12 protein-coding genes are annotated in these 15,306 nt (G+C 60.5%); all 12 read left to right on the top strand.

What is annotated here, in order from left to right; all coding sequences use genetic code 11:
- Positions 1-127 precede the first annotated feature (127 nt).
- On the top strand, positions 128-889 hold the full coding sequence (locus tag HMPREF1985_RS06580; protein WP_155943532.1) for a ParA family protein: 762 nt from the start codon (positions 128-130) through the stop codon (positions 887-889).
- Positions 879-1,826, top strand: a complete 948-nt coding sequence (locus HMPREF1985_RS06575) for a ParB/RepB/Spo0J family partition protein (protein WP_021771753.1) — start codon at positions 879-881, stop codon at positions 1,824-1,826. The genes HMPREF1985_RS06580 and HMPREF1985_RS06575 overlap by 11 nt, the downstream gene beginning before the upstream one ends.
- Positions 1,827-1,898: 72 nt before the next feature.
- Positions 1,899-2,414 carry a DUF4446 family protein gene (locus tag HMPREF1985_RS06570; RefSeq protein ID WP_021771752.1) on the top strand — a complete coding sequence of 172 codons (516 nt, stop codon included), beginning with the start codon at positions 1,899-1,901 and terminating at the stop codon, positions 2,412-2,414.
- Positions 2,415-2,555: 141 nt separating this feature from the next.
- Complete coding sequence (locus tag HMPREF1985_RS06565) at positions 2,556-3,482, top strand: M23 family metallopeptidase (protein WP_051349075.1); 927 nt, start codon at positions 2,556-2,558, stop codon at positions 3,480-3,482.
- A 218-nt stretch (positions 3,483-3,700) separates the two neighbouring features.
- A complete protein-coding gene (locus tag HMPREF1985_RS06560; RefSeq protein WP_021771750.1) occupies positions 3,701-4,807 on the top strand; it encodes a hypothetical protein in 1,107 nt (368 codons plus the stop codon).
- Positions 4,795-6,426, top strand: a complete 1,632-nt coding sequence (locus HMPREF1985_RS06555) for a glutamate synthase-related protein (protein ID WP_021771749.1) — start codon at positions 4,795-4,797, stop codon at positions 6,424-6,426. The genes HMPREF1985_RS06560 and HMPREF1985_RS06555 overlap by 13 nt, the downstream gene beginning before the upstream one ends.
- 14 nt (positions 6,427-6,440) lie before the next feature.
- On the top strand, positions 6,441-8,783 hold the full coding sequence (locus tag HMPREF1985_RS06550) for an FAD-dependent oxidoreductase (protein ID WP_021771748.1): 2,343 nt from the start codon (positions 6,441-6,443) through the stop codon (positions 8,781-8,783).
- Positions 8,784-8,923: 140 nt separating this feature from the next.
- Entirely contained in the window at positions 8,924-9,283 is a 360-nt protein-coding gene (locus tag HMPREF1985_RS06545; protein WP_021771746.1) for a cupin domain-containing protein, read from the top strand.
- Between the two features lie 234 nt (positions 9,284-9,517).
- A complete protein-coding gene (locus HMPREF1985_RS06540; RefSeq protein WP_040637325.1) occupies positions 9,518-11,674 on the top strand; it encodes a PTS transporter subunit IIABC in 2,157 nt (718 codons plus the stop codon).
- Positions 11,675-11,887: 213 nt separating this feature from the next.
- Positions 11,888-13,189: a tRNA(Met) cytidine acetate ligase gene (locus HMPREF1985_RS06535; protein WP_051349072.1), complete on the top strand. Its 1,302-nt coding sequence runs from the start codon at positions 11,888-11,890 to the stop codon at positions 13,187-13,189.
- A gap of 4 nt (positions 13,190-13,193) precedes the next feature.
- A complete protein-coding gene (locus HMPREF1985_RS06530) occupies positions 13,194-14,435 on the top strand; it encodes an ATP-binding protein (RefSeq protein ID WP_021771743.1) in 1,242 nt (413 codons plus the stop codon).
- Between the two features lie 98 nt (positions 14,436-14,533).
- Positions 14,534-15,259 (top strand): Bax inhibitor-1/YccA family protein, encoded by a 726-nt coding sequence (locus tag HMPREF1985_RS06525; RefSeq protein ID WP_021771742.1) that lies wholly within the window; start codon positions 14,534-14,536, stop codon positions 15,257-15,259.
- The last annotated feature ends 47 nt before the right edge of the window (positions 15,260-15,306 follow it).

The raw sequence follows: 15,306 nt of genomic DNA, 5'->3' as shown, positions 1-15,306 counted from the left end.
TTCACGTGAAACAATGGAAAAAATCCGCGTTTCATATTATGATAAGAGAGTGAACAATTTCATTATACCCGCCACGGCACAGGCATACAATGATAAAATGGACAGGGCGGATGAAAGGGTGACAGAATTGGCTAGGATTATTGCGGTGGCCAATCAGAAGGGCGGCGTCGGCAAGACGACGACGGCAGTCAATTTGGCGGCATGCCTCGCAGCGAAACGCCAAAGGGTGCTGCTCGTCGACTGCGATCCGCAGGGCAATGCGTCGAGCGGATTCGGCATTGACAAATCCGCGCTCACGATGACGGTATACCAAGTCCTGCTCGGCACGGCGAAGATTCGCGAGGCGATCAGGAAGACGGCGTTCAAGGCCGACATCCTGCCCGCCAATATTGAACTCGCGGGCGCAGAGATCGAACTCGTCTCAGCGATGTCGCGCGAGGCGCGCATGAAAAAGGCGCTTGCCGAGGTGAAGGACGAGTACGACTACATCCTCATCGACTGCCCGCCTTCGCTCGGACTGCTGACGCTCAACTCGCTTGCGGCAGCCGATACGGTGCTCATGCCGATACAGTGCGAGTTTTACGCGCTCGAAGGCGTCTCGCAGCTCATGAATACGATCGACCTCGTGCGCTCGAACCTCAATGCCGGCCTCGCTGTCGAGGGCGTGCTCATGACGATGTACGACACGCGCACGCGCCTTGCGGAGCAGGTCGTTGCAGAGGTCAAGGAGGCATTTGGCGAGCTCGTCTACAAGGTGCGCATCCCGCGCACGGTGCGCCTGTCGGAAGCACCGTCGTACGGGCAGCCGATCCTGTACTACGACAAGGGAAGCAAGGGCGCAGAGGTATACCAGCGCCTGGCGAAAGAGGTGATGGCACATGGCAAATAGGCATGGAGGGCTCGGCAAGGGACTCGGTGCGTTCGGCCTTACGCCTGTGAAGGCGGGTGCTGGGCGAAATGGCGTGCAGGAAATCAAAGAAGCGGAAATCCGGGCGAACCGCTATCAGCCACGCACGGATTTTGACGAAGCGGCGCTGGAGGAGCTATGCACCTCGGTCAAGCAGTACGGCGTCTTGCAGCCGCTGCTCGTGCGGCGCCTGCCAGAGGGCGGCTACGAGGTTATCGCAGGCGAGCGCCGCCTGCGCGCGGCACGCCTTGCAGGGCTTGCCACCGTCCCCGCGATCGTGCGTGAGTACAGCGATACGCAGGTCAGTGAAGTCGCGCTCATCGAGAACGTACAGCGTGAAAACCTGAACGCGATGGAGGAAGCGCGTGCCTACGACCATCTCATGAAGGACTTCGGCATGACGCAGGAGGAAATGGCGAAAAAGATCGGACGCAGCCGCTCGCATATCGCGAACTTCCTCCGCTTGTTGAAGCTCACGGCACAGGTGCAGGCGTACGTTGCCAACGGCAGCCTCACGATGGGGCAGGCGCGCCCGCTTATCACGATCGAGGATCCGAAATTGCAGCGCGATGCGGCGGAGTATATCCAGTCCGAGGAACTTTCCGCGCGGCAGGCCGAGGCGCTCGTCAAGAAACTCGCACAGAATCCGAAGCATTTGGAGCGCGAGGAGAAGGCGGCTGCGCCGGAAGAAAAGATGGATGTCTTCGTCCGCGATGCCGTGGAGCGCCTTACGGAAGCCTTTGGCACGCAGGTACGCATCCAATCGGGCAAGAAGAAGAGCCGCATTGAGATCGAATTCTACGGGCCGGAGGATCTTGAGCGCATCATGGGCATGATGCTTGCGCGCAGGAATCAAACGAATCAGGAAAAGATCGAAGCCCTGCGCAAGGTGTCGCTCGCACAGAACTTTACGGTATGACAGGGAAGTGGGGGAGGAACTGTTTCACGTGAAACATTCCTCCCAACAGGACAGAAGGAGCAGTTATAGATCATGGAAGTTCAGACAGTCAGCAAGTTTGTACTAAATAATGTACTCTATCTCATCGGCGGGCTAGGCGTCCTCGTTATCGTCATGTATGCCATTATCATTCACCTTTGGATGAGCCTGAGCTATATGAAAAAGCAGCACAAAAAGATCATGACGGGGGCGACGGGCGACAATCTCGAAACGATGCTCGTCGGCCATATCGAGAAGGTCAAAGCCGTCGAAGAGGAGAATGCGCGGATCGATCATGAGAACAAGCGCATCGACACACTCCTGCAGCAGGCCATCACGCGCGTCGGCGTCGTCCGGTTCTGCGCATTTGAGAACATGGGCAGCGACCTCAGCTATGCCGTCGCGCTGCTCGATGCGCACGATAACGGCGTCATCCTGTCGAGTCTGTTCGGCCGTGAGGATTCGCGCAGCTACGTCAAGCCGATCGAAAACGGCCATTCGAGCTACACGCTGACGAAGGAAGAGGAAGAGGCGCTCCACAAGGCGATCGCATCCGCATCGGCCGACTGATCGGCTCGTGTGATGATGGGAGCGCATTCAGGCCAATTCCATGCAGATTCCATAAAAATTTAACGATAGGAACAAAGACCTTGTGCTATAATGATGGCACAAGGTCTTTTGAGTGGAAGGAGATTGTTGAGCTTGAAGGAGATGGCCGGTTATACCATCAAATTGATTCCAGGCGACGGCGGGGCGACAAAGAGCATCTGCCTGTCGGCACGCAGGGTCAAATACGGTGTGGCGACGCTTGCGGCAGGTGCGCTTCTCTTCGTCGGCGCGACGGGCTATGCCGTATACGGAGCGCTCACGAATGCGAATCGCGCGAATGAGATCGAGGAGCTTCAGCGCGTGGGTGGAATCCAGCAGGAACAGCTCCTTCAACTGTCCAAAAAGGCGAACGCACTGCAGGATCAGCTCGACCAGCTCACGCAGATGGAAACGGAACTGCGCCGCATATCGGGCAGCTCTGTGCAGGAAGACGGTCCGGCTGGCGCTGCGGATGGACAGGAGGCAGACGGCACGCATGGCGGGCAGGGCGGCCCGCACGTCTCACCGGACTTCCAAAATGTCGATGCGACGCTCGCAAATCTCGAAAAGGGCATTGCGAGACGGCGCGAATCGCTCCTCGCGCTGAAGCAGGAGCTGGAAGCGCAGCGCGAGGAGCTCAGCACCGTCGAGCCCCTTGCGCTCGGCGCACCGGCCACGACGCCGAGCATTTGGCCGGCAAGGGGGACGGTCAGCTCGCCGTACGGCCTTCGCTGGAATGGCACGGACTTCCATCCCGGCATCGATATCGCGAATGACATGGGAACGCCGATCTGCGCGACGGCGGACGGAACCGTGACAGCCGCAGGCTGGAACGCGGGCGGCTACGGCAACATGGTCGATATCGACCACGGCAATGGCATCATGACGCGCTATGGGCATGCGATGCAGGTCGTCGTGACAGCAGGCGAGCACGTCCGCCGCGGGCAGATCATCGCCTACATGGGCAGCACGGGCTTTTCGACAGGCCCGCACGTGCACTATGAGGTGCGCGTCAATGGCACGCCGGTCAATCCCGTCGGCTACTTGTAAAATCGCATAGGGGAAACCGCAGCTTTATGTTTGTACATGAGCTGCGGTTTTTTGTTCTCCTGCCAAATACGAGACTCTGATAGAGGGATGTTTTTATCGTATTCATGTATACATCGCTATCATGCGTTGACAGACTATCTATGCTTTTTTATAATAGGAATTACACTGATTTATATACATGAGGAAACATCTGTGTATTGTACAAAGGGGAGAGCACTATGTGCCGTATCGGGTCAATCAAGAGCAAGGTTCCCATCCAGCCGTCGAAGGCGCTTCATCTGATGCTGCCGCAGCAGGAAGGGCATGACAATTCGGGCTTCGCGATGGTCATGCAGGATCTCTATGGGATCTTTTCCAACTACAAGGACAAGCCGCTTCTCTCGCTGGCCTGCACGCAGCAGGGCGCGCAGATCGTCGAGCGCTACATGGATGCGCACAACTTCGTCCAGCTCGCGGAGTGGCTTCCCGTTCCGGACAAGCAGGAAGGGCTCGACATCAAGGCGATGCCGTACTACATCTTCCGCAACTACGACTATCCTGAGGATGCAGCACACATGACAAAGGCGGAGAAGGAGAATCTCCTGCTCGATACCCGCCTCGCGCTTCGCGCGCTCTTGGAGAAGGAAGAGGCAGGCTATGTCTACTCCTTCTGGCCGGACGTGCTGACGCTCAAGGAGATCGGCGACCCGCGCGACATCGCGACATACTTCCATCTCTGGGATGACAATGGCTGCCTCGTGGCGAAGAGCATCGTCGCGCAGTGCCGCCAGAATACGAACTACGACATCGTGCGCTATGCGGCGCACCCGTTCTTCCTGCAGGGATACACGCTCTGCGCGAACGGCGAAAACACATTCTACACGAAGAACAAGGAGTTCCAGCGCACGCTGCACCGCGGCTACATCGGCTTTGAGTCCGATTCGCAGTGCTTCCTGAACACGCTCCACTACATCCATCACGAGCTCAAGTGGCCGCTCACGTACTACAAGCACGTCATCACGCCGCTGCCGTTCGAAGAGATCGAGGAGCGCGAGGACAAGGACGTCCTGACGGCGATCCGCCAAAGCCTTGCAAACCTCGAAATCAACGGGCCGAACACGATCATCGGCGTGCTCCCCGACCGCAGCATGATTACGTGCTGCGACTCGAAGAAACTGCGCCCTGTCGTCGTCGGCCAGACAGACGACATGGTCGCGATTTCGTCGGAAGTCTGCGGCCTCAATGCGATCCTGCCGGAGCGCGACGAGACGCGGGATATTTACCCGAATGAGCGCGAGATCGTCGTCATCGGCAATGACTTGGAGGTACAGAGATGGAAGCAGTAAGGTCGCAGGACGTTGCCATCAACGACTTGCCGTGGATCATCGATTACAAGCCAGAACGCTGCACGATGTGCGGGAGCTGTGTCGCCACGTGCTCCTTCAAGGCAATCCACGTCGAGATGCGCCGTCAGTCGCTGACGGTGTCCGAGGAGGCGCAGCCCGTGCCGAAGCATACGCACGCCGCGCGTCCCGTCATTCGCCAAACCCGCAGTCTCACGGATTTCTGCCGTGGCTGTGGATTCTGCGAGAAAGTCTGCCCGAATGACGCGATCCGTCCCGTGCGAAACGCCGATACGAGAAAGACGCTGCTCTCGAAGGATCATGGCCCCATCAAGCGCGGCGGCCGCACAAACCTCAACGCGCAGCGCACGCTCGACGCCATCGTCGTCGGGCGCATCTCGCAGATGACCGACCCGTCGCTCGACGCGGCGCGCCATACGTTCGATATCCGCGCGCCGTTCGGCCGTGTACTCGCGGCGAAGGAGCTGCCGTTTTCCATCGAAGGCGGCAGGCTCAAGCAGACGAAGCACACGCCGCCGGTCCACTGGATCTATCCGCTCATCTTCTCCGATATGTCGATCGGCGCGCTCTCAACGCGCGCGTGGGAAGCCGTCGCGCTCGCGGTCGGCTATCTCAATGAGAAGTGCGGCCTGCCCGTGCGCATGAGCTCGGGCGAGGGCGGCATGCCGGTAAGGCTCCTTGAGTCGGACTATCTGAAGTACTTCATCATCCAGATCGCATCGGGGCATTTCGGCTGGAACCGCATCGTGAAGGCGCTGCCGAAGATGGTCACGGACCCTGCTGGCGTCCTCATCAAGATCGGGCAGGGCGCGAAGCCTGGCGACGGCGGGCTTTTGATGGAGGCCAAGGTCGCCGAGCACGTGCAGGCGATCCGCGGCGTGCCGAAGGCGACGCTCGCCTCGCCGCCGAATCATCAGGGCCTTTACTCCATCGAGGAAAGCGTGCAGAAGATGCACCTCTCGATGAATGCGGCATTCGGCTTCCGCGTGCCGGTCGCGATCAAGTGCGCGGCGTCCTCTACGTCCGTTTCCGTCTACAACAACCTGCTGCGCGATCCGTACAAGATCTGCGGCGGCTTCTTCATCGACGGCATCCAGGGCGGCACGGGCGCAGCGAACGAAGTCTCGCTTGACCACACGGGGCATCCCGTCGTCTCGAAGATCCGCGACTGCTACCTCGCGGCGGTGAAGCAGGGGCTTCAGGGGCAGATCCCGCTCTACGGCGGCGGCGGCATCGGCATGACGGGCAACGCGGCGGCAGACGCCTTCAAGATGATGTGTCTCGGCGCGAACGGCGTCTTCGTCGGCAAGGTGCTCATCCAGCTTTTAGGCTGCATCGGCAACGAGCAGGGACGCTGCAACTCGTGCAACACGGGAAAGTGCCCGACGGGCATCTGCACGCAGGACCCGCGTCTCGTCAAGCGCCTCGATGTCGACCGCGGCGCACAGAAGATCGTCGACTACGTGCTCGCATTTGACGCCGAGCTCAAGAAGCTCATGGCGCCGATCGGCAACTCGTCGCTTCCGATCGGCCGAAGCGACGCGCTCGTCTCGACCGATCGCGCCATCGCCGACAAGCTCGGCATCCAGTACGTCTGCTAAGGGGGGACTTGCCAATGCTCAAGATCAACACGATGAAAGGACATGAACGCATGTCCACCCAAGACCTGCTTCTCGCGATTGAGGAGGCGGTGCGCAGCGGGGAAACGGATTTCGACATCGAGGCGTCCGGCCAGCACGACATCGGCGGCCCGCTCTGGCACCCGGAGGGCAAGCCGCTCCGTTTTCATGTCAAAAATGCCGGTCAGCGCGTCGGCTCGATGGCGCTTCCCGGCACGGAGATCGTCGTCGAGGAGTCGGCGTCGGCAGACGTCGGCTGGCTGAATGCAGGCGGCATCATCACCGTAAAGGGCGATGCAGGCGACACGGCGGGGCACTGTTCCTCGGGCGGCAAGATATTTATCGGCGGGCGCGGCGGCACGCGCACGGGCTCGCTGATGAAGCACGACCCGCTTTACGAGGCGCCGGAGCTTTGGATCCTCAAGAATGTCGGCTCCTTCTCCTTTGAGTTCATGGGCGGCGGGCGCGCCGTCGTCTGCGGCTATGACAGCGCGGCGTACGAGTCTGTCCTCGGCGCGCGCTCCTGTGTCGGCATGGTCGGCGGCTGCGTCTACGTGCGCGGTCCCATTGGCACGCACCCGGCGGACATCCTTGCGGAGGAACTCACGCAGGCGGATATCGACTTCCTCGCGGCTGGCATGGAGGACTTCCTCGCACATATCGAGCGCGAGGAACTCATGGAAGGGCTCACGAAGTGGAGCGAGTGGAAGAAGCTGCGCCCGCTTTCGCCCGAAGAGAAAAAGGCAAAGGCGAAAAACGGTTCGGACATGCACGCCTTCCGCGTAAGCGAATGGGTCAAGGGCGGCATTTTCGCCGACGTCGCACACGACGACTTCGCCGTGCACACGACGGTTTCGACGGGGCTTTACCGCCTGCGCGTTCCGCATTGGGACAATGCGAAATTCGCCGCACCGTGCGAGGCGAACTGCCCGACGGGCATCCCGACGCAGCTTCGCTACGATCTCATCCGCATGGGGCGCGAGGAAGAGGCCATCCAGCTCGAACTCGACTACACGCCGTTCCCCGGCTCGGTCTGCGGCTCGGTCTGCCCGAACCCCTGCATGGACGCCTGCACGCGCGGCACGATTGACGAGCCGATCCAGATCGGTCCCTTGGGCTACAGCGCGGCATTTGCGAAGGTTGCGCCGCCGAAGGAACATACGGGCAAGAAAATCGCGGTCATCGGCGGTGGCGTAGCCGGTCTTTCGGCGGCATGGCAGCTTGCGCGCAAAGGGCATGGCGTCACCGTTTACGATGATGCGGAGCACATCGGCGGCAAGCTCGAACAAGTCATTCCGCGCGGCCGCCTGAGCCACGAGCTCCTAGAATCGGAGCTCAGGCGCATCGAAAGCGTCGGCGTGCAATTCGTTTCCTCCTGCAAGGTCGACGGCGAGAAGTTCGCCGCGATCCGAAGGGAAAACGATGCCGTCGTCGTCGCGACGGGCGGCACGAAATCGCGCTTCTTCCCGTGGGAAGGCACAGGACACCTCACGATGGGGCTTTCCTATCTCAAAGCCGTCAATCGCGGCGAGAAGCCGCACACGGGCAGGCACGTCGTCGTCATCGGCGCGGGCAACAGCGGCATGGACACCTGCCGTGGCGCGTACGGGATGGGCGCCGAAAGCGTCGTTGCTGTAGACGTGCAAAGGCCTGCGGCATTCGCACACGAGATCGCACACTTCGAAAGCCTCGGCGGAAAGATCGTCTGGCCGTTTTTCACCGCGAAAATCACGTCCGAGGGCGTCTATGCAAAGGACGGAACGTTTATCCCTGCTGACCAGGTCATCGTCTCCATCGGCGAAGAACCTGAGATGGACTTCTTGCCCGAGGACGAGGGCATCGCGTTCTTCCGCAAGAGCTGGGTTGTGCCGAAGGCAGACCAGTCCATCGCGAAAGGCGTCTTCACGGCAGGCGATACGATAAAGCCCGGCCGCCTGACCGACGCGATCGGCAGCGGCAGAAAGGCGGCTTGGTTCGTCCATCAATACGTCATGGGCGAGGAGGTGCAGCCCTTTCCCGAACGCCCGCAGATCCCTGCGGAGCGCCTTTCGAAAGCGTACTTCGACAAGTGGCACCACTGCGCCATCGGCGACCCCGTGAGCGACCATGCGCGCTGCGTGAGCTGCGGCACGTGCCGCGACTGCAAGATGTGCCTTGAGTCATGCCCCGAAAAGGCAATCACGCGCGAGGAATACGAGGATGGCTCGTGGGCGTATACGAGCGATCCCGACCGCTGCATCGGCTGCGGCATCTGCGCGGGCGTCTGCCCTTGCGGCGTTTGGAGCATCGAGGATAACCCGGAGAAGATTCTCATGTACTCGACCGGCTCAAAAGTATGACGCTCGATGGTTCCCTTCTGTCCATACATGATTTCAGCAGGGCGGGCAGAAAAAACGCCCTCGTCTGAAATTATGGATAGACTTTTCTGCAAGAATAAGATAGAATGGTGGCGTGATACAATGAAAAAGGAGGGCTTTTTATGGCTGTGACGAAGGATTTCAAGACGCGATGCTTCAAGCTTGCGGACGTGGTGCAGTTTGGTGACAAGGCGGTAAAGACGGTGTTCTACAAGACGGATGCGACGAGCGGGTCGGTCTGGGGGATTCGTCCGGGGCAGGAGGTTGCGGCGCACGAGCACCCAGAAGGCGACGATTTTTGGGTCTGCGTGCAGGGCGAGGGCGTGTTTTTCCCCGCGCCCGGCGAGGAGGTGCCGGTCGCTAAGGGGGATCTCATCATCTCGGCAAAGGGCATGTGCCATGGGCTGAGGAACACGGGGACGGAGGATTTCATTTTTGTCAGTGTGGTTGCGCCAGTGCCGCCGGGGTACAAGGCGCTCTGACGGCGCAAATCGTTTGGACTTTATCGGACGCCGCAGCGTTTTGCTGCGGCGTCTTTTCATGCCGTTTGGGTTTGCGCCGATGCGGATTCTGATGCGGGTTCTTTGGTACAAAAGTTGAAACACAGGGTTTCGGCGGAACGGTGTCGTCTAGGCGAAAACATGGTATAATGACAAAGGTGAGCGGCATGGATGCCGCGCGATATTATCGATTTAGTGCAAAAGGGAGTGACTTTATTGAAAGACGAAATTTTTAGTGTCTTGCAGCGCGTCGGACGCAGTTTCATGCTGCCTGTGGCCGTGCTGCCGATCGCCGGCCTGTTGCTCGGGCTCGGCGCGTCCTTCACGAATCCCACGACCATCGAGACATACGGACTGGAAGGGATCCTGGGCAGCGGCACGGTGCTCCACACCTTGCTGTCGGTCATGAGCGCGGCAGGTGGGACGATCTTTGGCAATCTGCCGATCATTTTTGCCGTGGGCGTTGCCGTCGGCATGGCGAAGGCGGAAAAGGAAGTGGCAGGCCTTGCTGCCATGATCGCGTTCTTCGTCATGCACGTTTCCTGTAATTCCATGCTGAAAGCCACGGGGAAGATCCTGGCGGACGGCTCGATATCCCCCGACGTGCTGGAAGGAACCATCGCCTCTAGCTGCGGTATCATGTCCCTGCAGATGGGCGTGTTCGGCGGCATCATCGTCGGCATCGGCGTGGCGTGGCTGCACAATCGCTATCATAAGATCGTATTGCCGGACGCGCTTTCTTTCTTCGGCGGTTCGCGTTTCATCCCCATCGTTTCAACGGTTGTCTTCCTCTTTGTCGGCATCGCCATGACCTTCATTTGGCCGGTGGTGCAGCAGGGCATATTCGCCCTCGGCAGCCTTGTGACGGGAACGGGCTATGTCGGCACGCTCATTTTCGGTATCATTAAACGCGCCCTGATCCCATTCGGGCTTCACCATGTGTTCTACTTGCCGTTTTGGCAGACGGGTGTCGGCGGTTCCATGATGGTGGACGGGCAACTGATCCAAGGCGGTCAGAATATCTTCTTCGCGCAGCTCGCTTCGCCGAACGTTACGCATTTCAGTGCCGATGCGACGCGGTATTTCTCCGGCGAGTTCATCTTCATGATCTTCGGCCTTCCGGGCGCGGCGCTCGCCATGTATCACTGTGCGCGCCCCGAAAAGAAGAAGGTCGCGGGCGGTCTCTTGTTGTCGGCGGCGCTGACGTCCATGCTCACCGGCATTACCGAGCCGATTGAGTTCAGCTTCCTCTTCGTTGCGCCGGTGCTTTTCGGCGTGCAGGTGATCCTAGCCGGTGCGGCCTACATGATCGCGCATATGCTGGGCGTGGCGGTAGGACTGACGTTCTCGGGCGGCTTGCTCGATCTCTTTATCTTCGGCATCCTGCAGGGCAACGACAAGACGAGCTGGATGCTGCTCATTCCGGTCGGCATTGTCTACTTCTTCCTTTACTATGCGGCATTCCGCTTTCTTATCCAGAAGTTCGACTTCAAGACGCCGGGCCGTGAGGACGACGATGAGGAGACGAAGCTCTACACGAAAGCCGATGTCAATGCCCGCAAGGCGGCGCAGCATGAATCCACCGGAGCGATCGGCGGCGACGAGGTGAGCCGGTGCATTGCAAAGGCGCTCGGCAGCAAACACAATATCACATCGGTGGATTGCTGCGCAACGCGGCTCCGCTGCTCCGTGGCGGATTCCTCCTTGGTTGACCAAACGCTCTTAAAGGCTACGGGCGCGGCAGGCGTCATCGTCAAGGGCACGGGCGTGCAGGTCATCTACGGCCCGAAGGTCGCGGTCATCAAGTCCAATCTGGAGGAGTATCTCGAGACCGCGCCGGAGGTCGAGCCGGACGATGCGAAAAAGGCGCCCGGACCGCTTGCAGAAGCAGAGCCGGAAGCGCCTGCGGCGGAAGCGAATCCTACGACGGAAGGCAAGCCGTTTGCCTCGCCTGCAAACGGCACGGTGCATCCCATCACGGAGGCGCCAGACGATGGCTTCGCCGGCAAGATGATGGGGGACGGATTCTTCGTCGCACCTGCCGATGGCGCCGTCGTCGCGCCGACGGACGGGGAAGTGATGTTCGTCTTTGACACGAAGCACGCTATCGGCATGAAGGCGGCGGACGGCACGGAGTATCTCATTCATTACGGCGTGGATACGGTCAAGCTCGGCGGGCAGGGCTTCGAGGTCTTCGTCCAAAACGGGCAGAAGGTCAAGAAAGGCGACAAGCTCATGCAGGTGGATCTCGATTACATCCGCGCACATGCACCGAGCGATGTATGTCTCGTGGTCTTCACCGGCGGGCAGTCCGTGCAGGTGAAGAAGAGCTATCACGTCCATGCACTGGATGACGTGGCCGTTTACCACTAAGATTTCCCGCTGAGGAATCGTTTGGCAAAGGGCGGTCGCGCCGCGCGCAGCCGTCCCTTGCTGAACCGGAATGCGGCGCTTCCCTGCGTACGGGATGCGCCGCATTTTTGTGCAATATGGTCTTTTGATGCGGAAATAAATTTCGATTATGCGGGAAAGCTTCATGGTATAATGGGAATAGGACGGGCAATTCGCCGGATGGGAGGGAACGCGATGGAAATGAGCGCACGCGCAGTCGGTATCGTGGCGGAGTACAATCCGTTCCACAATGGCCATGCATGGCAGATTCGCGCCGTGCGCGAACGATGCCCGCATGCGGCCATCGTCGCCGTCATGAGCGGCAGCTTCACGCAGCGCGGCGAGGCGGCTCTCTTGGATAAGTGGCAGCGGGCAGGGCTTGCCGTGCGCGGCGGCGTCGATCTCGTGCTGGAACTGCCGTTCGTATTCGCCTGCCGCAGCGCGCAGGATTTCGCGCGCGGCGCACTGCGGCTTTTCGGGGCACTCGGCATCGTCGATGCGTTCGCGTTCGGCGCGGAATGTGACGATCTCCCCCTGCTCAAACGGGCGTCGGAGGCGGTTTCTTCACCGCAGGTACAGGCGATATTGCACGCGCACATGCAGGATGGAAACGCGTACGCCCGGGCGCTCGCAGAGGCGCTTGAGGAAGCGGCACGGATTCCGCGCGCATTGCTCCGTGCACCGAATAATATCCTCGCAGTCGAGTACCTGCGCGCGTGCGCCGCGTTCTCTTTGCCGCTCGCGCCGATCCTCATCGCCCGGCACGGCGCACCCCACGGCACCATCGCGATCCGAAATGCCGCAGACGGGAGCGCGGGCGCGATGGCGAGCGGCAGCGCGATACGCCATGCCGTGCGCGCCGCGCAGCCGGACTGGGCGGCCGTGCAGGCAGCCGTTCCCGCGCCCGTCTATACGGTGCTGCGCGAATCCACGCCGAACTGTATCGCGGACGAGGAGCGGCTCTTTTGCCCGCTGCTCGCGTCCCTCATCCCAGCGCGCGCAAAGAGCCTGCGCGCCGTGCTCGGCATGGGCGAGGGGCTTGAGAATCGCCTGCTCAAGGTGGCGCGAAAAGCAGACTCGCTCGATGGGCTCGTGTCCCAGACCGTGACGAGCCGTTACCCCGCGAGCCGCATCCGACGGCTTATCCCGCATCTCCTGCTCGGCGTGCAGGCACGGCAGGCGGCGGAGATGGATGCCATAGGACCGCGCTACGCGCGCGTGCTCGCCTTCAGCGAGGCGGGGCGCGCGCTTCTGCACCGCGCGAAGAGGAGGTCGGCTATCCCGCTCATCACGAAGACGAGCGCGGCGCTTACGACGAAGACGCGGCGTGGCGGCAGGCTTTCCGCCTTGCAGGAAATGCTGGCGCTCGATACAGAGGCGACGGAATTGCGCGCACTCTGCGTGCGCGACGCGCGTGCGCGTCAGGAAGAAAATGATTTTTTGCGCGCCCCGCGATTCGTTGTGCGCAGCGAATGTGCGGGGCGCATGAAAGGATGATACCATGACGTATGGAAAGGACTTATCGTCGCTCACCGTTTGCCGCAGCCTCCTCGATACACCGGTTTTTCGTATGCTGAAGCGCGTGTTGGAAGGGGACGAGACGGCTGTCGGGGCGTGCGCCGCTGCCCTCATGAGGGAGGCGGAACGGCTCGGCATGGCAGGGAGTCTCGTGCGCGGCGCCGTCATTCACGGGCTTGTGCAGGAAGCGAATCTCGTCTCGGAAACGATTGAGGCGAAAAAAGGAGCGCTCGGCGAGAGCCTGCGGGCTGCTTTCGTCCGCGATATCGAGGTGCTCCTGCCGCTCATCACGGAGCCTGCGCACATGTGGCTCGGCATCCCGTTCTTCGACGATTACAAGCCGACCCATGGGATGGGGACGGAGGCGGCGAAATCGCTCACGGAATCGCTTGCAGGCGTTCAGACGGCGGAGGAGGCCGCAGCGGCATTTCTCGCCTACTATCGGCGCTACGGCTACGGCGATATCGCCTCCTGTGCGGCATTGGAGTGGGAGGATGCGGCGCATCGTCTGCGCGGTATCCCGTCGTTTGCGGCAATGGATCTCGCGGACATCATCGGCTACGCGCATCAGAAGGAGCAGATCCTCGGAAACACGGAGGCATTCGTCGCGGGACGAACGGCGAACAACGTGCTGCTCGTCGGCGCGCGCGGCACGGGCAAGTCCTCCATCGTCAAGGCGCTTGCAAAGGTGTATTACGGGCAGGGGCTGCGTCTTGTGCAGCTAAAAAAATCACAGCTTTCCGACCTGCCCGCGGTCATGGAAGCGCTGCGAATCCATGCGGGCAAGCGCTTCATCGTGTTCCTCGACGATCTTTCGTTCGAGGAACACGACCCCGCGTACAAGCGCCTGAAGTCGGCGATCGAGGGCGGCGTCGCCGCGCGCCCCGAAAATGTGCTGCTCTATGCGACGTCGAACCGACGCCACCTCATCCATGAGAGCTGGCGCGACCGCGACGGTGCGCAGGATGAGCTGTACCGTGAGGACAGCATGAACGAGACGATTTCGCTCAGCGACCGCTTCGGGCTCATCATCCATTACTACGCGCCCGACCAAAAGGAGTACCTTTCGATCATCGACCACATGCTGCGCAAAGAGGGCATCGCGCTCACGCCGGAAGAACTTCGCATCGCGGGCGTGCGCTGGGAGATGACGCACAGCGGCAGGAGCGGACGGACGGCGCAGCAGTTCGTCATGCATTACTTGGGACAGAACACATTATATTGACTCAGTCAACCACATTTTTGACGGGATTGGACAAAATGCCTGCGACCCACTATAATAAGATTTGTTCCAACCCGTCTATTTCAGAAAGAAAACAGGAGATGATTTTTTTGAACAATCCAATGCTATCCAGACTCGAAAACGGCATATCGCGCAGCGCGCTCAGCGAGACGGCGTCCTACGGCGGCGTCGCCGGAAAGAGCATCGGGCTCGTCGTGCTCGTCGCGCTCTCTGCCATCACGACGTGGCACTTCGGCTATGCGACGCCCGTCACGACCGGCGTCACGGCAATCATGGCGTTCATTGTCGCATGCATCGTCTCGTTCCGCCCGCAGACGGCGGGATTCCTCGCACCGCTCTACGCGATCCTGGAGGGCATGTGCCTCGCCTGCCTCTCCTTTATGCTGGAGCGGATGATCCCCGGCATCGCCGTGAGCGCCGTCATGGCGACGTTCGGCGTTGCGATCGCGGCGGGCATCGTCTACTCGCGCGGCATCGTGACGGTCAATGCGAAATTCATGCGCATCACGATGATTGCGCTCCTTGGCATCCTCATCCTGTACGCGGCGCAGATCGTCCTCGGGCTCTTCGGCGTCATGCTCCCCATTCATAACGGCGGCGCGATCGGCATCGGCATCAGTCTCATCGTCATCGGCGTCGCGACACTGTCGCTCTTCATCGACTACGAGATGATAAGCGAGGCCGTCCGCGAAGGCATGCCGAAGGAGTACGAGTGGTACTGCGCGTTCTCGCTTCTCGTGACGCTCGTCTGGCTCTACGTCGAGATCCTCAGCCTCCTGCGCCAGATTCAGGGCAGCGACGATTGAAGGCTTGATTTCCGTATCGCATTTCGATGGAACTTCCGCTTACATGA

The organism is Mitsuokella sp. oral taxon 131 str. W9106, from assembly GCF_000469545.1.
In the GTDB taxonomy this organism is placed as follows: Bacteria; Bacillota; Negativicutes; order Selenomonadales; family Selenomonadaceae; genus AWVT01.
This window is presented reverse-complemented; position numbering and strand designations above follow the sequence as displayed.